The sequence below is a fragment of the Rhodothermus marinus genome, from assembly GCF_009936275.1.
GTDB classification, from domain to species: domain Bacteria; phylum Bacteroidota; class Rhodothermia; order Rhodothermales; family Rhodothermaceae; genus Rhodothermus; species Rhodothermus marinus_A.
In genome coordinates, this window is record NZ_AP019797.1 from 3,361,436 (window position 1) to 3,387,472 (window position 26,037).

General features: G+C 65.4%; 18 protein-coding genes and 2 tRNA genes. 9 read left to right on the forward strand and 11 right to left on the reverse strand.

What is annotated here, in order from left to right:
- The first annotated feature begins 140 nt into the window (after nt 1–140).
- Nucleotides 141–563: a MaoC family dehydratase gene (locus GYH26_RS14735; protein WP_161542295.1), complete on the forward strand. Its 423-nt coding sequence runs from the start codon at nt 141–143 to the stop codon at nt 561–563.
- Nucleotides 564–570: 7 nt separating this feature from the next.
- Here GYH26_RS14735 and GYH26_RS14740 read toward each other — a convergent pair whose 3' ends face one another.
- Nucleotides 571–2,052 (reverse strand): M48 family metalloprotease, encoded by a 1,482-nt coding sequence (locus GYH26_RS14740; protein WP_161542296.1) that lies wholly within the window; start codon nt 2,050–2,052, stop codon nt 571–573.
- 31 nt (nt 2,053–2,083) lie between these two features.
- The gene (recF, locus tag GYH26_RS14745) at nt 2,084–3,247 is read right to left on the reverse strand and encodes a DNA replication/repair protein RecF (RefSeq protein WP_161542297.1); all 1,164 of its coding nucleotides are present in this window, start codon (nt 3,245–3,247) and stop codon (nt 2,084–2,086) included.
- Between the two features lie 382 nt (nt 3,248–3,629).
- Between recF and GYH26_RS14750 the strand changes: the two genes are divergently transcribed.
- The 3 genes from GYH26_RS14750 to mfd all read left to right on the forward strand — a co-directional run bounded on the left by GYH26_RS14750 (nt 3,630) and on the right by mfd (nt 10,702).
- Nucleotides 3,630–6,227: a CHAT domain-containing protein gene (locus GYH26_RS14750; protein WP_242006491.1), complete on the forward strand. Its 2,598-nt coding sequence runs from the start codon at nt 3,630–3,632 to the stop codon at nt 6,225–6,227.
- Nucleotides 6,205–7,137, forward strand: coding sequence for an N-acetylmuramic acid 6-phosphate etherase (gene murQ / locus GYH26_RS14755; protein ID WP_161542299.1), 933 nt, complete (start codon nt 6,205–6,207; stop codon nt 7,135–7,137). Before GYH26_RS14750 ends, murQ begins: the two co-directional genes overlap by 23 nt.
- 226 nt (nt 7,138–7,363) lie before the next feature.
- Nucleotides 7,364–10,702 carry a transcription-repair coupling factor gene (mfd, locus tag GYH26_RS14760; protein WP_161542300.1) on the forward strand — a complete coding sequence of 1,113 codons (3,339 nt, stop codon included), beginning with the start codon at nt 7,364–7,366 and terminating at the stop codon, nt 10,700–10,702.
- Here mfd and GYH26_RS14765 read toward each other — a convergent pair.
- Genes GYH26_RS14765 through mnmG form a run of 3 tightly spaced genes read right to left on the reverse strand, consistent with a single transcriptional unit; the run spans nt 10,675 to nt 14,347 of the window.
- Entirely contained in the window at nt 10,675–11,685 is a 1,011-nt protein-coding gene (locus tag GYH26_RS14765; RefSeq protein ID WP_161542301.1) for a helix-turn-helix transcriptional regulator, read from the reverse strand. The two genes, mfd and GYH26_RS14765, sit on opposite strands and share 28 nt — an antisense overlap.
- A 40-nt stretch (nt 11,686–11,725) precedes the next feature.
- Nucleotides 11,726–12,412 carry a 16S rRNA (guanine(527)-N(7))-methyltransferase RsmG gene (locus GYH26_RS14770; RefSeq protein ID WP_242006493.1) on the reverse strand — a complete coding sequence of 229 codons (687 nt, stop codon included), beginning with the start codon at nt 12,410–12,412 and terminating at the stop codon, nt 11,726–11,728.
- A 33-nt stretch (nt 12,413–12,445) separates the two neighbouring features.
- Entirely contained in the window at nt 12,446–14,347 is a 1,902-nt protein-coding gene (mnmG, locus tag GYH26_RS14775; protein WP_161542303.1) for a tRNA uridine-5-carboxymethylaminomethyl(34) synthesis enzyme MnmG, read from the reverse strand.
- Nucleotides 14,348–14,506: 159 nt separating this feature from the next.
- On the opposite strand from mnmG, the gene GYH26_RS14780 reads away from it, so the two are divergent.
- Entirely contained in the window at nt 14,507–17,080 is a 2,574-nt protein-coding gene (locus GYH26_RS14780) for a PAS domain S-box protein (protein WP_161542304.1), read from the forward strand.
- Nucleotide 17,081: 1 nt separating this feature from the next.
- Nucleotides 17,082–19,439, forward strand: coding sequence for a PAS domain S-box protein (locus tag GYH26_RS14785; protein WP_161542305.1), 2,358 nt, complete (start codon nt 17,082–17,084; stop codon nt 19,437–19,439).
- Here the strand turns inward: GYH26_RS14785 and mnmE are convergent.
- The 4 genes from mnmE to rpmH all read right to left on the reverse strand — a co-directional run bounded on the left by mnmE (nt 19,416) and on the right by rpmH (nt 23,355).
- Nucleotides 19,416–20,804, reverse strand: a complete 1,389-nt coding sequence (mnmE, locus tag GYH26_RS14790) for a tRNA uridine-5-carboxymethylaminomethyl(34) synthesis GTPase MnmE (protein ID WP_161542306.1) — start codon at nt 20,802–20,804, stop codon at nt 19,416–19,418. The two genes, GYH26_RS14785 and mnmE, sit on opposite strands and share 24 nt — an antisense overlap.
- An 18-nt stretch (nt 20,805–20,822) precedes the next feature.
- Nucleotides 20,823–22,646 carry a membrane protein insertase YidC gene (yidC, locus tag GYH26_RS14795; protein WP_161542307.1) on the reverse strand — a complete coding sequence of 608 codons (1,824 nt, stop codon included), beginning with the start codon at nt 22,644–22,646 and terminating at the stop codon, nt 20,823–20,825.
- 75 nt (nt 22,647–22,721) lie between these two features.
- Nucleotides 22,722–23,183 carry a ribonuclease P protein component gene (locus tag GYH26_RS14800; protein WP_014068207.1) on the reverse strand — a complete coding sequence of 154 codons (462 nt, stop codon included), beginning with the start codon at nt 23,181–23,183 and terminating at the stop codon, nt 22,722–22,724.
- 13 nt (nt 23,184–23,196) lie between these two features.
- Nucleotides 23,197–23,355, reverse strand: a complete 159-nt coding sequence (rpmH, locus tag GYH26_RS14805) for a 50S ribosomal protein L34 (protein WP_012845243.1) — start codon at nt 23,353–23,355, stop codon at nt 23,197–23,199.
- A gap of 225 nt (nt 23,356–23,580) precedes the next feature.
- Between rpmH and GYH26_RS14810 the strand changes: the two genes are divergently transcribed.
- Both GYH26_RS14810 and GYH26_RS14815 read left to right on the forward strand, forming a co-directional pair.
- A tRNA-Gly gene (locus GYH26_RS14810) sits at nt 23,581–23,653 on the forward strand.
- A gap of 67 nt (nt 23,654–23,720) precedes the next feature.
- Nucleotides 23,721–23,794 (forward strand) — tRNA-Val (locus GYH26_RS14815).
- Nucleotides 23,795–23,979: 185 nt separating this feature from the next.
- Here GYH26_RS14815 and GYH26_RS14820 read toward each other — a convergent pair.
- On the reverse strand, nt 23,980–24,570 hold the full coding sequence (locus tag GYH26_RS14820; protein ID WP_206751733.1) for a hypothetical protein: 591 nt from the start codon (nt 24,568–24,570) through the stop codon (nt 23,980–23,982).
- A gap of 26 nt (nt 24,571–24,596) precedes the next feature.
- On the reverse strand, nt 24,597–25,034 hold the full coding sequence (locus tag GYH26_RS15710; protein ID WP_161540667.1) for an IS1 family transposase: 438 nt from the start codon (nt 25,032–25,034) through the stop codon (nt 24,597–24,599).
- Nucleotides 25,035–25,160: 126 nt separating this feature from the next.
- On the opposite strand from GYH26_RS15710, the gene GYH26_RS14830 reads away from it, so the two are divergent.
- Nucleotides 25,161–26,036, forward strand: a complete 876-nt coding sequence (locus GYH26_RS14830) for an FAD binding domain-containing protein (protein ID WP_161542308.1) — start codon at nt 25,161–25,163, stop codon at nt 26,034–26,036.
- Nucleotide 26,037 lies beyond the last annotated feature (1 nt).

Below are 26,037 nucleotides of genomic sequence, written 5' to 3' on the forward strand. Positions count from 1 at the left end.
CCGTTTACACAACCTCTCCCACGCTGCCCCCCATGTTCACGTTCCTTGTGAAACGCATGAAGCAGCCTTCAGGCATTTCGTTTTTGGCCGCCGCTTCGTTTATTCAGAGTCTCTTCCCGCCAAAAAGCCCAAAACGCACCATGTACACCTACGAGACGTTACAGGTAGGCGATCGCTTTACGGCCACACGCCGCATTACGGCCGAAGACGTGCGCAAGTTTGCCGAACTGACCGGCGACGACAACCCCATTCATCTCGATCCGGAATACGCCAAACGTACCCGATTTGGCCGGCCCATCGTGCATGGCGTGCTGCTACTGGGCATTATCTCCAAGGTGCTGGGCCGCGACTTTCCCGGCCACGGAAGCATCGCCGTGGCGCTCTCGTGCCGTTTTCTGCGCCCGGTGCCCGTCGATTCGGAAATCACCGTCGAGGTCAAAATCGCCGAAAAAATCGAAAAGCACCGGCACATCCGGGCGAAGGTGTACATCTACCTGGACGGTAAGATTGCCGTGGGCGGCGAGGCTACGCTGATCCCCCCCTCGCCCGAGACGGCTCCGTAAGCCGGTTTTACCGCTGCGGGAGCTTCAACGGCGTGCCGGCCTGCACGACGGCGTCCAGCTCCACCTGATTCATGATCGCGACCGCCTCCGGCGTGAACGCTTCGGGCAAGGCGGGTAGCAGCGCGCGGAACGGGGCCGTGCGTTCGGCCGGACGGATCGCCAGCACGACCGGCTGCACGTTCAACCGCGCCGGATCCCGAAGCGGCGCAAAGCCGCGCATCACCTGCAGAAACACGGGCCGGTAACGTGCATACTGCGCGGCCAATGTGTAGCCGGCCAGACTGTAGACCCGCCCTTCGTGCTCGATGAAATACCGGAGCACGCGCACGGTCTGTCCCTCGGACGTCTGCCCCTCGGCCACCACGTAGACGGCGGGCAGGCCGTTCACACGTTCGCTGCCCCGATCCAGCACGGTCAGCCCCTCCCGGGCTGCCCACGCCCGGGCAGCCTCCTCGGCCGACGACTCGGAAGCCAGCGTCAGCACCACCACGGCCTGCTGCTCCGCTTCGACCAGCAATACCTGACTCGGCTGGTTGATCACCTGGAAGGCGGCCGGTACGGGAAACCAGAACCGCAGCGTCGGATGATAGAAGGCACCATCGGCCACGTAGCCCTGCCGCGGATCCTCGCCCAGCACGATGCCCTCGATGCGGGCGTAGTAGGCGGCCTGATTCACCCGCGTAGCAGGGCCTACCTCCTGCGCCCAGCGGGCGGCCAGTTCGCGGATGGTCTGCTCACGCTCACCCGGGTCGGGATGCGTCGAGAGAAACGACGGCAGGCTGGCGCCGCTCTGCTCACTGAGCCGCTTCAGCGACCGGAAGAAGGCGGCGGCCTCGGCCGCGTCGTAACCGGCCCGGACGGCATATTCGACGCCCAGCCGGTCCGACTCGCGCTCGTCGTCCCGGCTGTATTTCAGGAACAGGAGCTGCGCGACGGCCCCGCCCAGTTGCAGCACATCGCCGCCGGGAAGTCCCAGCACCTCCTGCCCGAGTACGGCTCCGCCCAGCAGGGCCACCTGTCCGAGCTGTAGCTCGAAGGCCCGCTGCGAAGCGTGCCGGGCAGCCACGTGGCCGATCTCGTGGCCCAGCACGACGGCCAGTTGTGCCTCATTGTTCAGGTGCGCCAGCAGCCCGCGCGTCACGTACACGTACCCGCCCGGCAACGCGAAGGCATTCACCACCGGACTGTCAAGCACCCGAAAAACGAAGGGCGTCTCCCGAAACTCTTTCGGCGTATTCGGGCGGCGCAGGTGGCTGTGGGCCAGGATGACCTGCCCCAGACTGTCCACGTAGGCGGCCAGTTCTGGATCGTCATAAAGGCCGTACTGTGCCACGATCTGGCGGTCGGCTTCCTGACCGATCCGGCGCTCTTCGGCCCAGGAGTAGCCGTAAAGCCGTCGGCGTCCGCTGACCGGGTTCGTCGAAACGGCACATCCTTCCACGAAGAAGATAAGAATCAAAAATACAAGAAGATAAGTCCTTACACGCATGGCACCTGCTCCAAGTATGGGTACCGTTTGATTACGACAAAGATAGGGACGGGTCAGGCTCACGCACCCGACCGGCTTCTACCCAGAAGAGACGATTTTCCGGCGCGGCCAGCGTCTGCAGTTCCTGCAACAGATCCAGCCGGGCCGACGTAACGAAGCTCTGTTCGATCTGCTCGCCGTGCTGGAGCAGTTCCAGAATGCGTTGCGTGCGGTAGCGATCCAGCCCATCGAACACATCGTCGAGCAGTAGCAGCGGCGTCTCGTCACGGCGGGCCCGCAGGTAGAAAAACTTGGCCAGTTTGAGCGCCAGGCCCATGATGCGGTGCTGTCCCTGCGAGGCGTAGCGCCGCACTTCGAGGCCGTTCAGCCGCAGGATGAGTTCATCGCGGTGGGGTCCGGCGAGCGTGCGTCCCTGTTCGCGTTCGCGCGTGGCCAGCCGGTGCAGACGTGCCCGAAAGGCCGCCGCGATCGTCTCCGGATCGGCCTCCGGATCGAGCGGTGCCACCGTGACATATTCGATGCGCGGGACTTCGGCGGTCAGTCCCAGGCAGGCATGTGCTTCGGCCAGATAGGCGGCGAATTCCTGCACGAAGCGCAGCCGCCGGTGAATCAGACGACCGCCGAGCGTAACCAGCTCTTCCTGCCAGGACTCCAGCAGCGAGGGTTGCACGGAGGCCGGATGGCGGCGCCACCGGGCCAGGAGTTCATTGCGCTGACGCAGCGCCCGCCGGTATTGCAGCAGGTCCTGGAGGTAGGCCGGATAGGCCTGACTGAGCAGGTTGTCGAGAAAGCGCCGACGTTCTTCGGGCGGTCCGCCTGTCAGCGCCTGATCGGCCGGCGAGAGCACCACGACCGGAAGCTCGCCCACCAGGTCGGCCAGCCGTTCCAGCGGCGCCCCGTTGAAAAAGACCCGTTTGCCCTCGCCGGGCACATAGACGAGCCGCACCACCAGTTCCGGCCGATGCGTCCCGACAAAGACACCCTCCAGCTCAAAAAAAGGCGCCCCCTCCCGGAGCGCATAGGTATCCTGCGCCGCCAGAAAGCTTTTCGAGAGGCACAGGTAATGGATGGCCTCCAGCAGGTTTGTCTTTCCGGCGCCGTTGGGTCCCCCGATCAGGTTGATGCGCGGGGCAAACGCAACCCGCGTGTCTTCGTGCGCGCGGAAGTTGCGCACCCGAAGCGATCGCAACAGCATAGGCGCACAGAACAACTCAACGTGTTGCCTGTACGCCTGCCCTGCCGTTTCGTTCTTTACTGCTGCTGTTGTTCTTCCCTTGATTCCGGATCGTCTGGATGCGTTGGATTATCTCCCCCGTCTCCTCCTGGAGGATCCTTCTCTTGTTCCTGCATCCAACGACGTGCAGGGTTCCACACGCTCATCATGACCGAATGGACTGGTTTGAGAAATGTGTTGCTACCTAAAGTTACAAATTGCTCTTGCATCTTCCAAGAGAAGCGCTACATTTTTTCTCATCTGAATGCCCCACACTGAGTCATCCATGTGGCTTTTAGTCCTGTGGCTGTACTTACAGCCCTTACTGTCTTCAGGGAATCCCTGTGATTCCCTGCGTCAGGTCGTGGCCCAGTTGCCACGTGACGCGCGGGAAGCCTCCGCCGAGCTCTATCCGCTGGCCGTGCAATCTCTGCGCCGATACCGCCAGTGTCCGGGGCTGACACGGCAGCAACTCATGCAGCTCTACCGCCGGGAAGCCAGTTACCTTCATGCGCTCCATCGCTACGCGGACGTGCTGGCACTGGTGGATACCTTCCTGACCCGCTTCGCCCGTCAGCCCGACTCTCTGATGTTTTACCAGATGTACCGCTGGCGGGGCTACGAGTATTATCTGCTCGGCGACCTTCCGGCTGCCGTCGTAGCCTATAACCAGGCGCTTCGTTATCTGCCGGCCCGAGAAATCCGAGCGCGGGTCAGTCGGTTGAGCGATCTCGGGGCCATCTACTCTCGCATTCAGGATTATGAAACAGCCTATCAGTATTACCTGCAGGCCTACTACCTGTGGAACCAGATTCCTCCCGACGACTCATTGCGTCTCTGGGCGCGTCTGGACGTATTGCATGGTCTGGCCAGCTTACTGGTAGTCCATCCAACGGCGGGGGGTCGCTCTCGGGAAGCAGGACTTGCAGAAGCCGGCCGGTTGCTTGTCGAAGCCAGACAGCTTCTTCCCCGCGCGAACATCGCCCGTCGTCTTCGCCTGCAAATGCAATTAGAACTGGGCCTTACAGAAGCCATGCAGCGCTACCTGTCCGGCCGTCCGGAGCAGGCACTCCAAGTCCTAGAAGAACTTCTTCAACGGGCCCGGCAACTTAACGAGCCGCACTGGCGCGTGGAGATTCTTTACCGGCAGGGGCTGGCCTTTTGGTATGCCGGACGCCTGCAGGAGGCCGAGCGGTCTTTCCTGGAGGCCCAGGCCCATGCCAATGAAGCGCTGAACGATGATACACGGCGTCTGATTCTGACCAGACTGGCTCAATTGTACGAGGAACAAGGTCGGCCGGCCAAGGCCGAAAAGTTCTTTCGGCAAGCTATCCCCTACGTCGAGACCTATCTGATCCGCCTGCAGACCACGCAATGGGCGACCCTGCCGACCGCCAGCTGGTATGACCCCTACCGGGGACTGGTCCGCGTTCTTCTGCGTCAGCAGCACTACGCCGAAGCACTTCAGTGGCTGGAGCGCGGTCGGGCTCGCAATCTGCAGGCCTTCCGCCGCTACCACGCCTGGACCCGCCAGATGCCACTTGCGCAACAGCAGCGCCGAGACAGTCTGGTCCATGCGCTCAACCAGATTCGTGCACGTCTGAGCAACCCAAACCTACCCGCCGACGAAGCCCTGAGGCTGAAAAGCCAGGAGGCAACGCTCGAACTTCAGTTGCGCAATCTGCTGGCGCTGCCTCCGGAGCAACCGGAAGCACCTCCTGCTACGCTGCAGCAACGTCTGGCTCGACTCGGGGCCGCTGCACTGGTATACTTCATTGACTCGGTAAGCGGCCTTTTTCTGCTGACGGCCGACACGCTGCGCTTTTTCCCGCTGACGCTCACGCCCGACAGCCTGGAGCAACTCTTGCGCCAGGTCAGTCCGGTTTTCGACTCAGAAGGATCCGGCTCGGTACGTGGCGCCCGCCATTTCAACCTGCGCGCACTGCACCGGCTTTTTGAACTGCTTGTCGCTCCGGCGCTCCCGTTCCTGCCACCCGACAGCCCGCTTTTTATCGTCCCCGACGGGCCGCTCTTCCGACTGCCGTTCGCCGCACTGGTGCTCGACTTTCAGCGCCCTTACGCCTACGATCACGCCACCTATCTGACCGAGCGCTACCCGATCAGCATCCTGCCCGCGCTGGGATTGCTGCTGGACAGCCTTCAGGCAACCGACGCCCTGCTGGACGTCAGTGGCCTGGGGCGCGCGCGCTTTGCCGACGACCCACGCCTGCGCGAGGTGCTGCCTGTGGTCTTTCGCCGGAACCCGCTGCCAGACCTGCCCGGCGTGCACGAAGAGCTGGAGCGGATCACCCGACGCTTTGTCCGCGCGCAGCGCTGGGAGGACTACCGGGCCACCGAGCCGCGCTTTCGTCAGGCGGCCACCGAAAGCCGCGTGCTTCATCTGGCCTCGCACGTGCTGCTGCATCCGACCAGCTCGGCATTTCATGCCATCGTGCTCTCCCCGTCACCCGGCGACGATGGCGTGCTATTCCTGCACGAGCTGCTTCGTAATCCGCTCTCGGCCGACCTGGTAGTGCTCAGCGGCTGCAACACGGCCGACGGCGCGGTGCTGCCCGGCGAGGGCCTCGAAGGGCTGCAGTACGCCATCTTGGCGGCCGGGGCCCGCGGCGTGGTCGCCACGCGCTGGCTGGTCGAAGACCGCTCGATGGCCGAATTGATGGACCGGTTTTACGGATACTTGGCGGCCGGGCTACCGCTGGATCGAGCGCTTCAGCAGGCACGACTGGACTTCCTGAAAAACGCTCCCCTCGAACTCCAGAGCCCCTTCTACTGGGCGGCTCCCGCGTTCTTCGGCGCGCCTCGGGTGCTGCCGCTGACCCCGAAGTCCTACCCGCTACTTCCGTGGGGCTGGATCCTGCTGCTCCTGCTCGGGGTTGGCCTGGGCGTACTGCTTCGTTACCGCAAACACCGTCGTGCCCATGGAGCGTCCCTCGCTGTTTGAAGAACTAAAAGCCCTGGCCACCGAGCAGCGGAACCCGCACTCCATGCACATCGACACGGCCCCGGTGCGGGAGATCCTGGAAATCATCAACACGGAAGACCACCTGGTACCCATCGCCGTACGCCGCGAAATTCCCTACATCGAGCAGGCGGTGCATCTGATCGTGGACGCCTTCAAGCAGGGAGGGCGTCTCTTTTACGTGGGAGCCGGCACCAGCGGCCGACTGGGCATTCTGGACGCGGCCGAATGTCCGCCCACGTTCGGCACCCCGCCCGAGATGGTCCAGGGCCTGATTGCCGGCGGCCCGGAGGCCGTCTTCCGGGCCCAGGAAGGCGCCGAAGACCGGGAGGAGGACGGTGCGCGCGATCTTCAGCGGGCCGGCGTCACGCCGCGCGATGTGGTCTGCGGGCTGGCCGCCAGCCGTCGCACGCCGTACGTGGTGGGGGCCATTCGCTACGCCCGCCAGCTCGGCTGTCGCACGATCTTCATCACCTGCACGCCCCGCGAGGAATTTCCCCTGGAGGTGGATGTGGCGATCTGCCCGGTCGTCGGTCCCGAAGTGATCATGGGCTCCACGCGCATGAAAAGCGGCACGGCCCAGAAGCTCGTGCTCAACATGCTCTCGACGGCCGCCATGATCCGGCTCGGCAAGGTCTACGAAAACATGATGGTGGACCTGCAGATGACGAACCAGAAACTGCGCGAGCGTGCCAGGCGCACCGTCATGATCGTGACCGGGCTGGATTACGAGGCCGCCTCACGCCTGCTCGAGGCGGCCGGCGGACACGTCAAGACGGCCATTGTGATGGCGCTGGCCGGCGTTTCGGCCGAGGAGGCCCGGCGGCGGTTGGCCCGGGCCGACGGCTTCGTGCGCGCCGCCATCGCCAACGAGGGCCCTCCGCCCGCCTGAATGTTTCACGTGAAACACTGCAACACGGCCGCACCTCCGCTCCGACCGGATGTTTCACGTGAAACGCTGCGGAGAAGCCGAGCGCCCGACATGTTTCACGTGAAACAGTAGCGTCGCCTGCGCCGAGCGTTTCACGTGAAACGCTGCGTGAACCCTGTGCCTGCTTGCTCGTTCTACCGCGCGCAACGCTACAACGGGAACCGAGCCAGAGGCACACCTGCCTTCCGTGAAACTGACCGATCTGCAGCACCGCCTGGAATCGGCGGCCTTCTTTGAGCCGCTACATGCTCACCTGGAATCCCTGTCGGCATCGACCCGCCTGCACCTGCGCGGACTGGCGGGATCGCTGCCCGCGTTCGTGCTCTACGACCTGAGCCGACACTTTCGCCGCCCCGTCCTCTGCCTGACGCCCGACGAAGAGCAGGCCGCCTATCTCTTCAGCGACCTGGAACAGCTGCTGGGCGTCTCGGACCGCCTGCTGCGCTTTCCGGCTACCGGACAGAAACCCTACGATCCGGAGCAGATTCCCGACTCCGCCCCGCTCATCGAACGCACCGACGTGCTGCGCCGCCTGGCGGAAGGCTTCGACGGCCTGCTCGTCGCCAGCGCCGAGGCGATCGCCGAACGCGTCCCCCCACCCGACCGGGTCCGCCAGGAAACGCTCGTGCTCACCCCGGGCATGGTGATCGATCCCGCCCAACTCCTGGCCCACCTCATCGCCCGGGGCTTCGAGCGCGTGGAGTTCGTCGAAGCACCCGGCGAAGTGGCCCTCCGCGGCGGCATCCTCGACGTGTACCCCTTCACCGGGACGCACCCGATCCGCGTCGAATTCTTCGGCGACGAGATCGACACGATCCGGGAATTCGATCCGCGCACGCAACGCTCCATCAGCCGCCTGACCTCGGCCCGGATCGTTCCGAACCTGTCGGCGGCCGATTCCGAAGAAACAGCCCGCTCCATCTTTGAACACCTGCCCGACGGCGCGCTGCTCGTTCTTTTCGAGGAAGGCGCCCTCTTCGACGCCGTGCAGGCCCGCTTTGCCGAGGCCGAGCAGGCCTACGCCCGGCTGAGCACGCCCGACGAACACCCCCGGCCGGAAACCCGCTACCTGCCACCTGCCGAACTGGCCACGCACCTGCACCGCTACCCCGCGTTGCTTTTCGGCACGCTGGCCGAGGCCGAGCTGACGCTGAGCTGGGACACCCACCCCCAGCCTGCCTTCCATGGCAACCTGAACCTGCTACGCGAGCGCCTGCACGAAAACGCACGGCGCGGCTGGGAAACCGTCATCCTGTGCGACAGCCGGAGCCAGGAGGCCCGTCTGCACGATCTGCTTCAGGAAGAAATCGAGGCGGGCGGCGTGCGCCTGCTCGTCGAATCGCTCCACGAAGGCTTCGAGGTGCCCGAAGCCCGTCTGGCCGTCTACACGGACCACCAGATCTTCGGCCGCTACCACCGCCCCACCACCCGGCGGCGGCGTCGCCTGCTGGGCGGCCTCTCGCTCCGCGCCCTGCAGAACCTCCAGCCCGGCGACTACGTGGTGCACGTCGATTTCGGCATCGGTCAGTTCGCCGGCCTGCAGCGCATCACCATCCGGGGCAAGCAGCAGGAAGTCGTCCGCCTGCATTATGCCGACGGCGACGTGCTCTACGTGAGCGTCAACGCACTCCACAAGCTGCACCGCTACACGGGCAAAGAAGGCCACCGGCCGCGCCTGACCAAGCTGGGCTCGGGCCAGTGGGAAAAGGTCAAGGCCCGCACGAAAAAGCGGGTCAAGGACATCGCGCGCGACCTGATCCGGCTCTACGCGAAACGCAAGGCCTCCCGCGGCTTCGCTTTCTCACCCGACACGGTCTGGCAACGCGAGATGGAGGCGGCCTTCGAGTACGAAGACACTCCCGATCAGGCCGCCGCGGCCGAGGCCGTCAAGCGCGACATGGAGCAGCCCGTGCCCATGGACCGGCTCGTGTGCGGCGACGTGGGCTTCGGCAAGACCGAGATCGCCATCCGTGCCGCCTTCAAGGCCGTGCAGGACGGCAAGCAGGTGGCCGTGCTCGTACCCACCACGATCCTGGCCGACCAGCACTATGAGACGTTCACGCGTCGGCTGGCCCCCTACCCGGTCCGCATCGAGGTGCTCTCGCGCTTCCGCTCGCCCGCCCAGCAACGAGCCGTCCTGCGCGACCTGGCCGCCGGCAAGGTGGACATCATCATCGGCACGCACCGGCTGCTCTCGAAAGACGTGCAGTTCAAGGACCTGGGCCTGCTCATCATCGACGAAGAGCAGCGCTTCGGCGTGGCCGCCAAAGAACGCCTGCGCCAGCTCCGCGTCGAGGTGGACACGCTCACGCTGACGGCCACACCCATCCCCCGTACGCTCCAGTTCGCCCTGATGGGCGCCCGCGATCTGTCGATCATCTCCACGCCGCCGCCCAACCGACAGCCCATCGTTACCGAAATCCACACGTTCGACGAAACGCTCATCCGCGACGCCATCCGCTACGAGATCAGCCGCGGCGGCCAGGTCTTCTTCATCCACAACCGCGTGCAGTCCATCTACGAGATGGCCGCCCGCCTGCAGGCCATCGTGCCGGACGTACGCATCGCCGTGGCACACGGCCAGATGAAGCCCCGCGAACTGGAGCGCGTCATGCACGACTTCATGGCGCGCAAGTACGACGTGCTCGTCTCGACGAACATCATCGAAAGCGGCCTGGACATCCCCAACGCGAACACGATCATTATCAACCACGCCGAGCAGTTCGGCCTGGCCGACCTGCACCAGCTCCGCGGCCGCGTCGGGCGCTCCGACCGCAAGGCCTTCTGCTACCTGCTCGTGCCCTCCATTCACGGGCTCACGCGCGAGGCGCGCCAGCGCCTGCAGGCCATCGAGGAGTTCAGCGAGCTGGGGAGCGGCTTTTCCATCGCGATGCGCGACCTGGACATCCGCGGCGCGGGCAACCTGCTGGGTGCCGAGCAGAGCGGCTTCATCGAAGAGATCGGCTTCGAAACCTACCAGCAGATTCTCGACGAGGCGATCCGCGAACTGCGCGAGGAAGAGTTTGCGGACGTGCTGGGCGCGCCGCCCCCGAAGCCGCCCGAAACGAGCGTGGACGTCGAGGCCGATGCGTTCATTCCGGACACCTACGTCAGCAGCAACGTGGAGCGGCTCAACCTGTACCGACGCCTGAGCGAGGCAACCGACGAGGCGGCCATCGAGGCTTTCCGCGAGGAGCTGGCCGACCGGTTCGGGCCGGTTCCACCCGAAGTGGACAACCTGCTCTGGGCCGCCCGCCTCAAGCTGCTGGGTCAGGCGCTGCGCCTGCCGAAGGTGCTGTTCAAAAACCGGCGGCTCTTTCTGGAATTTCCGCTGCAGGACGAAGACCCGCACTTCTACGCGCACCATTTCATGCCGCTACTGGAGCGGCTGAGCCAGCTCGACCGCCGCTACGTGCTGAAGGACCAGAACAGAAAGCTGCGGGCCATCGTGCAGGACGTGCCCGATCTGGAAACGGCCTATCAGGTGCTTCGCCAGCTTCAGCCCGCCGAAGTGCCGGTCTCCTGAGCAGCCTCCGGTTCGTAGCGGGCCAGGATGGCGCGCGCCTGCGCGCGGAGCTGCGCCCGGAGCGCTTCGGGCTCCAGCACCTCGACCTCCGTGCCGTAGCGCAACAGCCAGCGCGCCAGGTATTCCAGGTTTTCGAACGAAAAGGTCACCTCGACGCCCTCGGCCGTCTCCTGCTCCGACTCGATCCGGGCCGGGATGCTGCGCCGCGCCCAGCGATAAGTGGGCCGGGCGAAGCGGAGGCGGATGCGGTGCGCCTCGGCCGGGGCGCCCTGCGCCTCCAGGTAGGCGTTCAGGTCGAAGTCGCGCGGCGGTGTGAAGCGCTCCCGAAGCACGGTCAGCCGCTGAATCCGATCGAGCCGGAAATTGCGGATGTCTTTGCGGAGATGATCGTAGGCGATCAGGTTCCAGTGGTCCGTGTAGTAGACGAGCCCCAGCGGGTCCACCTTACGCTGCGTCAGTTCGTCGCGGCTGGGCACGTAGTATTCGAGGTGGACGGACTGCTGGCGGGCGATGGCCTCGCTGAGTTCGTACCAGTAGCCGGCCTCTTCGTCCGACCCCTGCATGGTCTGCAGCCAGTAGGGATCGATCACGATACGCTCCTGCAGGCGGTCGATGTATTCGCGAATGGACCGGGGTAGCACGGAGCGGATCTTGAGCGCGACCGCGTCGGCGTCGGCCCGGAGCGAGGCGTCCGGCTGGCGTTTCATGAACGCGGTGCCGATGAGCAGCGTGGCCGCCTCGCGGGCCGTGAACATGAGCGGCGGGAGCTGATAGCCTTCGAGGATCTCGTAGCCGCCGCCCTCGGCGTAGGTCAGCGGCACGTTCGCCTCGCTGAGCGCCCGGAGGTCCCGGAAGATGGTGCGGCGGCTCACGCCAAAGTGCTCGGCCAGTTGCCGGGCCGTGAGGCCGGGCCGCGTCTGCAGCAGCAACGTCAGCGCAAAGAGACGTTCGGTGCGGTTCCGGGTGCGTTCGGCCAGTTTCATGCGATCGGCTGCAACGCGCGTTTTTTCGGGCGTTTTGCCGTTACCGAACCGAAGCGTTCGGCTCCGGTTCCGCTGCAACATGGACCAGGTATTTCTCCGCGAAGAGTGGATCGCCCAGCAGCCGGTCCAGCGGCCAGATCCTGACGTGCAGGTGCGGATCCAGCCGTTCGAGCGCGGCCAGTTCGTCGGACAGATCGCCGCCTTTGAGGGCCAGCAGGCCGGGTGGCCAGGCGTCCGGCGGCGCCGCAAGCGGTCGGGCCACGCGGCGGTGCCACTGCCAGAGCGTGGCGAGCGGGGCCGTGGCCCGTGAGACGCTGTAGTGCGCCGCGCCCTCCCAGTGCTCGGCCCGCGCGTGGTGTACGTGCAGGTTCGTCAGTCCCAGCCGCCGGACCATCGTGCGCACGGCCAGCACTTTCTTCTGCGCGGCATCGACGGCGTGCACGGTCACTTCGGGAAAGGCGATGGCGAGCGGCACGGCCGGCAAGCCCCCACCCGTGCCCCAGTCCACCACGACGCTTTCCGGCGGGAACGGCTGCCACGTCAGCGCCAGACAGTGCAGCAGGTGGCGGCGGTGCAGCTCGGGGAGTGTTTCACGTGAAACAAGGTTGTGACGCCGACCCAGCTCCTGCAACAGCCGGGCATAGTGTTCCAGTTGCTCCCGCTGCGCCGGATCGAGCTGCGCCCACGGATCCCATCCCGCGGGCGGTGTTTCACGTGAAACACGCATGGGAAGCCGCGCCGGATGTTTCACGTGAAACATTCAGGCGGCCTGCGGACGCCGGTAGCGCCGGAGCAGCACCATCAGCACCGAGATGTCGGCCGGACGCACCCCGCTGATGCGCGAGGCCTGCCCCAGATTCTCCGGCCGGATTTTGCTGAGCTTTTCGCGGGCTTCCTTCGAGATGGTCTCGACTGCCTCGTAGTCGAAGTCCGGCGGAATGCGCCAGTCCTCCAGCTCCCGCATCTTCTCGACCAGCTCCCGCTCCCGGTCCATGTAGCCCTCGTACTTCAGCTCGATCTCCACGAGCATCTCGACGGGCTCCATGCCCGGCGCCGGCACCACCACCTGCTCACGCAACCCGGTGGCTTCGAGCAGGTCGCGGAGGTTGACCTGCGGCCTGAGCGCCAGCCGCACCAGCCGTTCGGGCCGATCGATCGGCGAAGTGCCCACCCGCTCCAGGTAGCCGTTCACCTGCTCCGGCCGCACGGTCGTCTCTTCCAGCGCCCGACGCGTCCGCGCGATCGCCTCCTTCTTTTTCAGCAGGCGCTCGTATCGCTCGCGCGTGGCCAGTCCCAGCCGATAGCCCAGCTCGGTCAGCCGGAGATCGGCGTTGTCCTGCCGGAGCAGGATCCGGTGCTCGGCCCGCGAGGTGAACATCCGGTAGGGCTCGTCCGTCCCCTTCGCCACCAGATCGTCGATCAACACCCCGATATAGGCCTCGGAACGTCGCAACACGACCGGCTCGGCGCCCCGGAGCTTCTGCACGGCGTTGATCCCGGCCATGAGACCCTGTGCGGCCGCTTCCTCGTAGCCCGTCGTGCCGTTGATCTGCCCCGCAAAGAACAGCCCCTCGACGTACTTCGTCTCCAGACTGTAGCGAATCTGATAGGGCGGAAAGTAATCGTACTCGATGGCATAGCCCGGCCGCAACACATGCACGCGCTCCAGGCCGGGAATCTTCCGAAGGGCGGCCACCTGCACCTCCTCGGGAAGACTCGTCGAAAAGCCGTTCACATAGACCTCGTAGGTGTCCCAGCCCTCCGGCTCCAGAAAGATGGGATGGCGCTCCCGCTCCGCGAAGCGCTCGATCTTGTCTTCAATGGACGGGCAGTAACGTGGTCCCCGGCCTTTGATCCGGCCCGTAAACATGGGACTGCGGTCGAAGCCGGTGCGCAGAATGGCATGTACCTCGGGCGTCGTGTAGGTGAGCCAGCAGCTGAGCTGGCGGTCCGGAAGCCGATCCGTCATGTAGGAAAACGGGAGCGGCTCCGGATCGCCCGGCTGCTCCTGCAACCGGCTGTAGTCGATCGTGCGGCCGTCGATGCGCGGCGGCGTACCCGTCTTGAGCCGCCCGCTCTCGAAGCCCAGCCGCTCCAGACAGGCCGTCAGCCCGGTGGCCGCCCGCTCGCCCATACGGCCGCCGCCGAGCTGGCGCTCGCCCACGTGAATGACGCCGTTCAGGAAGGTGCCGTTCGTCAGGATCACGCACGGCGCATAGAAGGTCTTGCCGAGCTGCGTGCGCACCCCCTTCACGCGCCGGTCTTCGACGAGCACCTCGGTGACCGTGTCGGCCCGCATCCACAGGTTCGGGATCGACTCCAGCTCGCGCCGCACGGCCTCCGCGTAACGCTTGCGGTCGCACTGGGCGCGCGGCCCCCAGACGGCCGGCCCCTTGCTCCGGTTGAGCATCCGGAACTGAATGCCCGTCTGATCGGCCATCCGCCCCATGATCCCGCCCAGCGCATCGATCTCCCGCACCAGATGTCCCTTGCCGATTCCCCCGATGGCCGGGTTGCACGACATGCGGCCGATCGTCTCCAGGCTCATCGTGATCAGCAGCGTGCGGGCTCCCATCCGCGCCGCGGCCGCCGCCGCCTCAGCCCCGGCATGGCCGCCCCCCACCACGATCACATCGTACCGCTCATCCGAAAAAATCTCCATCGCGCTTTTTTCCAGTTCGTTACCGGAGACAGGGCTTAAAACGCCGGGACCGGCAACGGTTTCACTTGACAGTTCAGGATCGTTCACATTTTCTTTACAATTAAAAAGTGCAGGTATGCTTTTTGTTTGAACAAAAAGTCGTGACCACCCTTTCCGCGCATGGAAGCCGTATCCATCACCTGCTGGACGCCGACGGCGGAGGCGCCGCTTCCGGCGGAGCTGGCCGAACGGCTGCCGCCGGAGGCCCGGCGCTGGATCGAAGCGGTGCGTGAGAACCCGCCTCAGGCCCCCCTGGCCCATCCGTTCGACACGGCCACCGGTCCGCTGCTGCTGCTCGCCCTTCCCTACCCTTCGGAGCCGCCGCTGCTGATAGCCGCGCTGGACCTGCGCACGATTTTCCCGGAAACGGACACATTTTTCCGCACGCTCGTGCAGAGCCTGCGGGCCGTGCTCTGGGAAGCCGATGCACACACGTTTCGCTTCACCTACGTGAGCCCTCAAGCCGAGGAGCTGCTGGGCTATCCGGTCCATCGCTGGCTGGAGGAGCCGGACTTCTGGGCCGCCCACATCCATCCGGAAGACCGCGACCGGGCCGTCGCCTACTGCCGCGAAACGACCGACCGGGGCAAGGACCACGACTTCACCTACCGGATGATCCGTGCCGACGGCCAGGTGATCTGGGTGCGCGACATCGTCACCGTGGTGCCGGACGAGCAGGGGCGCCCGCACCGCCTGCGCGGCCTGCTGCTGGACGTCACCGAGGAGCAGGAAACACGTCGGGAGCTGGAAGTCTTCCGGCAACGCTACCAGGACCTGATCTCGAATAACCCCATCGCCACCGGGGTTTACTGCCGCGGCCAGGTGGTCTACGCCAACCCGTCCATGGCCCGGCTGTTCGGCGCGGAGCGGCCGGAAGACCTGCTGGGCAAGACCGCCGCCGATCTGATCCACCCCAGCAACCTGGAGGCCGCGCTGGAAAACGTCCGCAAAGTCGTCGAGCGGCGCGAGTCCGTCTCCTACGGTCGCGGACGCATTCAGCGGCTGGACGGCCGCTCAGCCATCGTGGACTTCCGCGGCGTGCCTATCACCTGGGAGGGCGAGCCGGCCGTGCTGTTTTTCATGTGGGACGTCAGTGAACAGCTCCACACGGCCCGCCGCCTGGCCGAACGCGAAGCCCAGTATCAGGCGCTCTTTGAAAACGCCCCGGCCCCCATGTACGTGCGGCGCGACCGGCAATTTCTGCTGGTCAACCCGGCCTTTGTGCGACTTACAGGCTATTCGGCCGAGGAGCTGACCGCACCCGGATTCGACGCAATGCGCCTGGTGGCGCCTCAGAGCCTCCCCGTCGTTCAGGAACGCCTGGCCCGGCGGCGTCAGGGCCTTCCTGTAGCTCCGCGCTATGAACTATGGATCCGACGCAAAGACGGGAAGGAAATCCTCGTCGAGGCCATCTCCATCAACATCCGCTGGGAAGGCGAGCCTGCTGTACTGGGCTTCTTCCGGGACCTGAGTGCTCAGCGCGAGGCGGAGGCTTACCTGAAGCAGGCCCGCAAGCAGGCCGAGGAGGCCAGCCAGCTCAAAAGCCGCTTCCTGGAGCTGATGACGCATGAGATCCGCACGCCGCTCAGCACCATCCTCGGCTATGCGGATCTGCTTCGAGAAGAACTGGCCGATAAGATTCCGCCGGAGCTGCTGGAGTTCGTCGACGTCATCCGCGACAGCGGCCGCCGACTGCTGGGCATGCTCTCCGATGTGCTGGACCTGAGCCTGCTCGAAACGCAACGTCGCCGACTGGAAGCCGAAGCGGTCGATCTGAACGATCTGGCGCGCCGCTTAGCGGCCGACTTTGCCCCGATGGCCCGGGAGAAAGGCCTCCGGTGGGAAACAGTGTGCCCCGAACAGCCCGTACGCGTCGTGGCCGACAGCGAGATGCTGTACCGGGCGCTGGCCAACATCGTGCACAATGCCGTCAAGTTCACCGAAAACGGTACGGTGCGGCTGCGCGTCGGCCGGAGCGACCGGGAAGGCTGGATCCAGGTGATCGACACCGGCCCCGGTATGGATCCGGCGTTTGCCCGCACCGGCCTGTTCGAGCCCTTCCGCCAGGAGTCCGAAGGCACGGCGCGTCGCCACGAGGGAGCCGGGCTGGGCATGGCCGTTGCCCGCCGTTTCGTCGAAGCCATGCACGGCCGCATCGAAGTGGACACGGCGCCCGGACGGGGCACCACCGTGACGGTATATCTGCCGCTACTCACAGCGCAATCCGCTTCCACGTCTTCGGCCCTGCATCCGGAAGCCCGCGAGCTGCGCCGTCTGCAGCAACGCCTTCAAGAGCGTCATCCGCGCATCCTGATCGTCGAAGACAATCCGGAAAACGCCCGCTTTCTGGAGCTGGCGCTGCAGGACGTGGCCGAGGTGACGGTGGCCACCGACGCCCACCGGGCACTGGAGCTGATCGATGCCGGCCTGCTGCAGGGCCAGACGTTCGACCTGATTCTGCTGGATCTGAACCTGCCCGGCGACTTCAACGGCCAGGCACTCCTCCACGAAATCCGTCGGCGGTCGGCCTACCACCACGTCCCGATTGTCGCCCAGACCGCCTACGCCGAACCCTTCCGTCCGGAAGACTTCCTGGCCGAAGGGTTCGACGGCTTTCTGATCAAACCCATCGACCGCCTCACGCTCTACCGCGAACTGGACCGCCTGCTGACCCGGCAACCGACACCCTCCTGACATGCCCGCCCCCACCGAACCACTGCCGGACATTTACCGCATCCTTTTCGAGCAGGCCAACGATGCCATCTTTCTGGCCGACGTCGAAACCGGCTGCCTGCTCGACGCCAACCCGCGTGCCTGCGAACTGATCGGCCGCACGCGGGATGAAATCCGGGGCATGCACCACCTGGAACTGCACCCCCGTGAAGAACGCGAACGCTACCGGGCCATCTTTCAGCGTCACGCCGAGGCCGGCCAGGCCATCGAAGACGTCGAGGTGGTACACAGCGACGGCACGCGCATCCCCGTCGAGATCAGCGCTTCCCGCGTCGTGCTCAACGGACGTCCGGCACTGATCGGCATCTTCCGCGACCTGCGCCCGCGCCGCGAGCTGGAGCAAAAGCTGAACGAAGCGGAAAGCCACTACCGCATCCTGGCCGAGCAGAACCTGATCGGCGTGTACCTGGTCCAGGACGGTCGCTTCGTCTATGTCAATCAGTACATTGCCGATTTTCTGGGCTACGAGCGCCCCGAGGACCTGATCGGCCGGTCCCTGGTCGAGTTGGTTCACCCCGAAGACCTTCCTACGGTAACGGCAAATATTCAGAAGCGGCTTTCGGGTGAAATTCGCACGGTCCATTACAGTCTTCGAGGCTTTCACCGACAAGGATACCTGGTGGAAGTAGAGGTGATCGGCTCGGCCACCACCTACCGGGGACGCCCGGCCGTGCTCGGCGTCATGCTCCACACGAGCGAGGCCCGGCGTCAGGCCCGCTTCTACGAGACCGAAAGCCGCATCCTGCAGGACCTGCTCCGGGGCGCTCCCCAGGAGGCCCTGCTCGACGCGCTGTGCACCGCCATCGAAACGCGCCTGCCCGACGGCATCTGCACGATCCTGTTGCTCTCCAAAGACCGCCTTTACCGAGGCGCCTCGCACATGCCGCCGGAGTACGACGCACTGATCGAAGGACTGGAAATCGGCCCCGAAGTCGGCTCCTGCGGCACGGCGCCCTTCACGAAGCAGCCGGTCTGGGTAAGCGACGTCTTTTCCGATCCCCGCTGGGCCGCCTACCGGGAGCTGGCCGAACGGTTCAACTTCCGCGCCTGCTGGTCCTATCCCATCCAGAATGCCCGCGGCGAGGTGCTGGGAACGTTCGCCGTGTACTTCCCCAAGGAGCGAACACCGGAGCCGTCCGAGAAGGAAGTGCTGGCCCACGGCGCCTCGCTGGCCACGCTCATCCTGGAGACCCACCGCCTGCAGACCGAGAACGCCCGCCTGGCCGAGGTGGCCCGCCAGACTTCTTCGGGCGTGCTCATCACCGACTCCGAGCGCCGCGTGCTGTGGCTCAACGAAGGCTTCACGCGCCTGACCGGTTACACGCTGGCCGACGTCTACGGACGACGCCCGCCGGAATTTCTGGCCGGAGAGCGGACGGATCGCAACACGCTGGAAGGGATCGGAGAGCGCCTGCGCGAGGGGCTGCCGGTCCACACCCGGATCTACTTCTACCGCAAAGACGGCACGGGCTTCTGGGACGAACTGCGCATCGAGCCGCTCCGGGACGAGCAGGGCCGCCTGATCGGCTTTATGGGCCTCAACCACGACATCACCGCGCTGGTCGAATACGAGCAGGAGCTGGAGCGCGCCCGCGCCGAGGCCGAAACGGCTGCCCGCCTGAAGGCCGCCTTCCTGGCCAACATGAGCCATGAGATCCGCACGCCGCTCAACAGCATCCTGGGCTTCGCGGAGCTGCTCGACGAACAGCTCGCCGCCAACGGCCTGGAGCCTCTGCGGGAATTCACGGGCATCATCCAGCGCTCGGGCCGCCGCCTGCTCCGCCTGATCAACGATATTCTGGAGCTGAGCCGGCTGGAAGCCGACCGACTCGTGCTGCAGACCGAACCCTGTGCGCTGCACACGATCGTCGAAGAAGCCGTAGCCGAACTCCAGCCACAGGCCGCCCAGAAAGGGCTGGCGCTTGTCGTACGCGCCGAACAGGTCTCCCCGGTGCTGGGCGATCCCCGACGGCTCCACCAGATCGTGACCAACCTGGTCGCCAACGCCATCAAGTACACCGAACAGGGCGAAGTGCGGATCGAACTGCACGAAACAACGAAAGACGAAGCCCGACAGGTCGTGCTGCGCGTGACGGACACCGGCCCCGGCATCGACCCCGACTTCCTGCCGCATCTGTTCGAGCCGTTCCAGCGGGCGCCGTCCGAAAACGACCGGAGCGAAGGAAGCGGACTCGGCCTGGCCATCACGAAGCGGCTCGTCGAGCAGATGAGCGGCCGGATCACGGTGGAATCTGCGCCGGGCAAAGGCACAACCTTCACCGTGACGTTTCCGGCGCTACTTGCCGATGCAGAAGCGTGAGAAGATCTGGTCGAGCACGTCCTCGGTGGTGATCTCTCCGGTGATGGCGCCCAGCTCGTGAAGGGCGCGACGGAGTTCGAGCGCCAGCAGGTCGCCGCTGAGCCCCTGATCGAGCGCGGCCCGCGCGGCCTGCACCGCCTCGCGGGCACGCGCCAGATGCTGACGGTGCCGCTGGTTCATCACGACGGCCGATTCGTCCATGCTGCCCAGGTCGGCCGTCACGGCGGCTACCAGTTCCCGGATGAGCGGCTGCAGCTCGGCGGCGTCCTCGCGGGCCCGGCGGGCCGAAAGCACCAGCACCGGCCGATCCAGTTCGGGAAGCTCCGGGGCCGAGTCGAGCAGGTCCCGCTTGTTGCCCACCACAATGACCGGAAGCGCCGGCTGCTCGGTCCGAAGCTGCACCAGATAGGCCCGCTCGTCAGGCGCCAGCCCTGCCGTCAGGTCGAAGACGTACACGAGCACGTCGGCCGCCGCGATGGCCTGCTGTGCCCGACGCACGCCTTCGGCCTCGATCTCGTCGGCCGTCGGGCGTAGCCCGGCCGTGTCCACGAATCGGAAGCGAAGGCCCTCGATTTCCGCCTCGGCCTCGATCTGGTCGCGCGTGGTGCCCGGCACGGGGCTGACGATGGCGCGGTCCTGTCCCAGCAGCGCGTTGAGCAGCGTCGATTTGCCGGCGTTCGGCCGCCCGCCGATCACCACGCGCACACCGTCGCGGAGCAGTTCGCCCAGCCGATAGGAGCGTAGCAGTTCGTCGAGCAGCCGTTCGGTGCGGTCCAGCAGCGCTTCGAGCTGCGCGCGATCGGCAAACTCCACGTCTTCGTCCGAGAAGTCCAGTTCCAGCTCCACGTAGGCGCACAGCTCCAGCAGGTCGCTGCGGAGGCGTTGCAGTTGCTCGGAGTAGCGACCCTGCAGATGCGCCAGCGAGACGCGGTGGGCCCGGGTGGAACCGGCATGGATCAGATCGGCAACGGCCTCGGCCTGCGCCAGGTCGAGCTTACCGTTCAGAAACGCCCGGAGCGTGAACTCGCCGGGCTCGGCCAGCCGCGCCCCGTAGTGCAACAGCGTCTCCAGAATGAGCTGCGGCGCCAGATCGCCACCGTGACAGGTCAGCTCCACCACGTCCTCGCCCGTGTAGGAGCGCGGCGCCCGGAAGACCGTGGCCACCACCTGATCGATGGGTTCACCGTCCGGGCTCAGCACATAGCCGAAATGCGCCGTGTGCGAGGGCACCGCCTGCAGATCGGCCCCCCGGAAGCAGGCCGCGGCAATCCGGCACGCCTCCGGTCCCGACAGCCGCACGATGGCCAGGGCGGCCCGCCCGCGGGCCGTGGCAATGGCCGCGATCGTGTCCCCCCGCTGCCGCATCACCCCACGCCTGCTACGTTATCGACGGGTTCGGGCTTTCTTCTTGCGCCGGGCTTCGGCCGCCTTACGCGCCGCCTTCTGCGCGGCCCGGCGATCTCCCTGCCCGTCCACCGCCGCCTTCGCTTTTTCTCTCTCCAGCGAACGATTGATCCAGAACTGCTGAATCGCCGAGAAGATGTTGTAGCAGAGGTAGTAGAGGTTGAGCGCCGAAGACAGCCGGTTGAAAATCGCGAAGATGAAGACCGGGAAGACGTAGGTCAGGATCTTCGTCTGCGGGTTCGAGGGCGTCGAAGCGGACTGAATGCGCATCTGGATGATCATGGAAAGGCCCATCAGCAGCGTGAAGCCCGCCACGAAGTCGCCGTAGAGCGGAATCTTGAACGGAAGGTGCAGGATGGGATCCGGTGCCGAAAGGTCCTTCGCCCAGAGGAAGGCCTGCTGGCGCACGATGAGCGACTGCTGGAAGTACTGCCAGAGCGCGATCAGCACGGGCCACTGCAGCAGCATCGGGAGGCATCCGCCCAGCGGATTGATTTTCTTCTCCCGATAGAGCTTCATCATGGCCTCCTGCTGCTTCTGGGGATTGTCCGCGTACTTTTCGCGGATGGCCTCCAGCTCGGGCTGCAGCTCCCGCATCTTTGCCATGTTGCGGAACGAAGCCCGCGTGAGCGGATAGAGCGCGATCTTGACCAGCAGCGCGAAGACGATGATGGCCAGCCCGTAGTTGCCCAGCAGGCGCCCCAGCAGCGTGAAGAGCGGAATGAAGACGAACTTGGCCAGCGGCCGGGTCATCCACTCGAAGGCGTCCCAGCCGTAATCGACCATGTCGTAGAGCCCCAGGTCGTAGCGGGCCAGGCGGAAGTATTCCATGGGACCCAGATAGAGCCGGAATTCATCCACCTGCCCGTCTTCGGGCCGGGGCATCAGGAGCCGGGCGGCATAGTCCTCCCAGTACGAAGGATCTTCGGGTTCGCCCAGCCGTTCGCCGACCAGTTCGGCCCCCCGGGTCTCGCCGGAGGGAATCATTACGGCCGTGAAGAACTTGTTCTTGACGGCCACCCAGTCGACCTGTCCAGCCAGGCGCTTTTCCTCGGTGCGGTGCCGGTCGAGCGTGATCTTTTCCAGCTCGCCGCCGCTGCGGGCAAAGGCGCCGCTGTGCCGGGCCTCGTCGTCACGGTCGCGCTCGGCGAACGGCACGCCACCGTTCCAGACCAGCTCGTAGCCTTCGATGGTGCTGAAGGTGGCCGCGCCCTCCTGCTCAACGCGAAGCCGGACCTCGTAGTCGCCTGGAAGGAACGTGTAAACCTGGCGAATGCGGCCGTCGCCGACGGGCACCTCGAAGGCCACCTCGACCGGCTCGTCGGCCACGCGGATCGTGTCGGCCGTCGTGGCCGTCCGGAAGTACAGCGCGCGCGTGTCGACCAGGTGGTTGGTCGGTGTGGTGAAGACCAGACTCAGCGCGCCCGGTTTGGTGGTATCGACGAGCTGGACGGGCGTCTCGAAGTCGTACTGTTTGTATTTCTTGAGCTTCAGCGAGACCAGCGTGGCCCCTTTCGTGGAAAGCCGCGCCTCGTAGAGATCGGTTTCGATCGTGATGGTGCGGGCCCGGCCGTTGCGGGCGGCGGCCAGCAGCGTGTCGCTCAGGGGACCGGCCAGCAGTGGCGCCCCGGGGCTGGCCGGGGTCTCTTCGGGAACGGGCGTTTCCTGCGCGGCGGTGTCTTCCTGCTGGAGCGAGTCGCGCGCGGCCGTCGTCAGCGGTGGCGGCGGTGGGGCCAGCCACCACAGCCAGACGAACATGATCAGCGCGGTCAGAATCGTGGCGATGACAACGTTGCGGTCCACGGCAGGGCCTTCTTCTGGCTCGGCAATTCAAACGGAGCAGGATACGGAGCGGATGACCCGCTGTTCCGTCTCCGCTCAGGCTTCAAGTAGCGTGTTTTTAAGCTGTTCCGTCAGACGCCGGAGCGCCTCGGGCAGGTCACGGCGAATGCACTCGCGGGCGACGGCCGGATCGGCCCGGTAAAGGATCATCAGCGTGAGCGTGTCGGGCCGATTCCGGAACAGTTCCACCAGGGGATGCTGATGCAGGCGGTAGGTTTCGCGGAGCAGGCGGCGAATGCGGTTGCGCACCACGGCGCGCCGAGCCTGGCGTCCGGCCGAAAAGCCCACCTGCACCGGCACGTCGGCGCCCACTTCGCTGCGCGGCACCACGCGATAGAGCAGCCGCACGCACCCCCTGGCGATGGTGCCGACGTCGGTCCGCGAGCGGTCGAATAACGGACGAATCAGGCGCTGACGCCGCAACCGAAAGGCGCGCGGCAACCGGTTTGTGCCCCGCGGACCACCCCCGGATGGTGCCTGCTCCTGCGACGTCGTCACCCTGAAGACGGGTTCACTTGCCCGACATCCGGTCGCTGACGGTCAGGCTCTTGCGGCCTTTTTTGCGGCGGCGGGCCAGAATCTTGCGGCCGTCCTTCGTTTTCATCCGGGCCCGGAAGCCGTGCGTGTTCAGACGCTTGCGACGGCTCGGCTGATACGTACGCTTGGGCATGGCGTGTTCGGGTCTATTTCGGAAAGCCTTTTTCGCTCGAAAACGGCTGCTGAAACGCCCGCCCGGCGGTCAGGTTGCCTGGAACCTGCGGACGGGATCAGGCGATAGAAGGACCTGGAATTTACAATGCACCGGCAACGCGCGGCACGGGTCCTCTTGACATTCACCGAAAACCTGCAGTAAACTTAATGTTGCCCGTGCCCGGAAAGGGCCGGTGACGAACGAGCGGAAGTAGCTCAGTTGGTAGAGCATCAGCTTCCCAAGCTGAGGGTCGCGGGTTCGAGTCCCGTCTTCCGCTCCCACGCAAAGGTGGCGATTGCCCCCCGAATGCCGGGCGCGGCAATCGCTTTTTTTCGTGGACACGCGGGCGGTTAGCTCAGCTGGTTAGAGCGCCTGCCTTACAAGCAGGAGGTCAGTGGTTCGAGTCCACTACCGCCCACGTTCGGTTCATGGCGCCCTCCTGCGTTTGCCCGTGCTCCGGCACGGGCTTTTTTTGTTGCCGCAAAGCTTTTGTTGCTGCAAAGCACCCGGCCACTTTTTCTGACAGGTCATTACAACCGCGTTACAAGATCGTTACAATTCTAACCGGTTCACCTTTTCATCATCTGTTGCAACAGCAGGTAGTCACTCCCTCTTGTATTGATAATGTCTGAAACTCAGGAATTCTTCCCAACTCCAAACATGCTCAGCCAGGCCAATCGCCATAGCTGGCGTGCGGGGTCGATAGCGCCGCCCGCCCGGCAAGCCTCCAACGCGCTCTCGCAACGCCCGATGCGGACGCATCCAGTTGTGCTCGAACAAACAGAGCCGCACCAGCGCATCCCAAGTCGTCGGCTGCTTCGCAAAAGCATGGGTTTTGCGCGTCAAGGCGTTGAGCCGATCTCGCAACACCCCGTTGAGGCGTTCCACGTGCACACAGTAGGGACAGGCGACCGGCTCCCCCACGACCGGGCGCACTTCCACCCCAACGACGCGCCCACCCACCCGTTGCTTGACCGCTTGCGTCAAGCGCACATCCTGCCGCAGCACCAGGGGCGGACGCCCCCGCTTGCCGCTCCGTTGCGGGTCACGATACACCCGCCGGACGGCCTTTTCGTAGGCCTTCCGGCCATCACTGACCCAACACACACCGGCCTGCCCCCGAGTGCGCTCACGGCTCAGACGGACCACTTCCGGCGCCAGTGCATCCTCGGTCGGCCCAAAGGCCCAGGCCACCACAAAGCGGCTGGCCCGCTCCTGGCTTATGCATCCCCAGCGCGGGCCCACCCCGTCCGGCGTGCCTGTCCTGCTTCTAAGCGCGCCCCGCTTTTTTTAACAAATGACCAGAAGGCGTCCACTTCCAGCTGGCTCAGTTGGAGCTCGCGCACCAGGGCCTGGGTGATGGCCTCCGCATGGTCGGCCGCCCGCCGCAGCCAGCGGCCGATCGTCTCGTACTTGTGGCCGGTGATCTCCTCGGCGGCGCTCAAACTCCCTCGCCGCATGACGAGGAGCAGGGCACGGGCCACTTCGGCCGGTGGGGTGCGCAGGCGGTACAAGGGCGTGCCGAAGGTGGGGCCGAAGGAACGCCCGCAGCCGCGACACACCCAGCGCTGGCGCCCGTCTTTGCGGCCGTTACGCACCGTGTGCTTGTGGCCACAATGGGGACAGGGGGGATTGTTCGGGGATGGTCTTCTCGCCATAGTTCACCTCCTGCCCCATTATAATCAACACCATAAAGAGTGACAACCCAACAGCAAGACTCAACCTATTATTTTTGATTCCTTGAAGGAAGCTTCAACATCTGTGTTCATCAGCTGGGAGATGTCATGATTCCCCCACCCTTCACGTACGCGGCGCCCGCCAGTCTGGAGGAAGCGCTTGCGTTGCTGCAGCAGCACGGTCCGATGGCCAAGATCCTGGCCGGCGGCCACAGTCTGCTGCCCATGATGAAGCTCCGCCTGCTGGAGCCCGAAGTGCTCATCGACCTGCGACGCGTGCCCGGCCTGGCCGACATCCGCGAGGAGAACGGCTACCTGCACATCGGGGCCATGGTGCGCGAGGTCGAACTCGAAGAACACCCGCTCATCCGGGAGAAATACCCGCTGCTCCACGAAACGACGCGCTGGATCGCCGATCCCCAGGTCCGCAACATGGGCACCGTCGGGGGCAACCTGGCCCACGGCGACCCGGGCAACGACCACCCGGCCACCATGATGGCCTACGACGCGCAATTCGTGGTGGTCGGGCCGCGCGGCGAGCGCGTCATCCCGGCGCGGGAGTTTTTCCTGGACTTCTACACGACGGCGCTGGAGCCGGAAGAAATCCTCACGGCCATCCGCATCCCGACGCCACCTCCGCGCAGCGGCGGCGCCTACGAAAAACTGGAACGCAAGGTGGGCGACTATGCGACAGCCGCCGTGGCCGTGCAGCTCTCGCTGGCCGAGGACGGCACGCTCAGCTACGTGGGCATCGGCCTGACGAACGTCGCCCACGTGCCGCTGTTTGCCGCCCGGTCGTGCGCTCATCTGCAGGGCCAGCGTCCCACGCCGGAACGCATCGACGAAGCGGCCCGGATGGCTTCGGAAGACTGCGACCCGCGGTCGGACCTGCGCGGTTCGGCCGAATACAAACGCGCGATGGTGCGGGAGCTCACCCGTCGCGCTTTTCGTCGAGCCCTTGAGCGAGCCCAGGGAGGTCAATAAG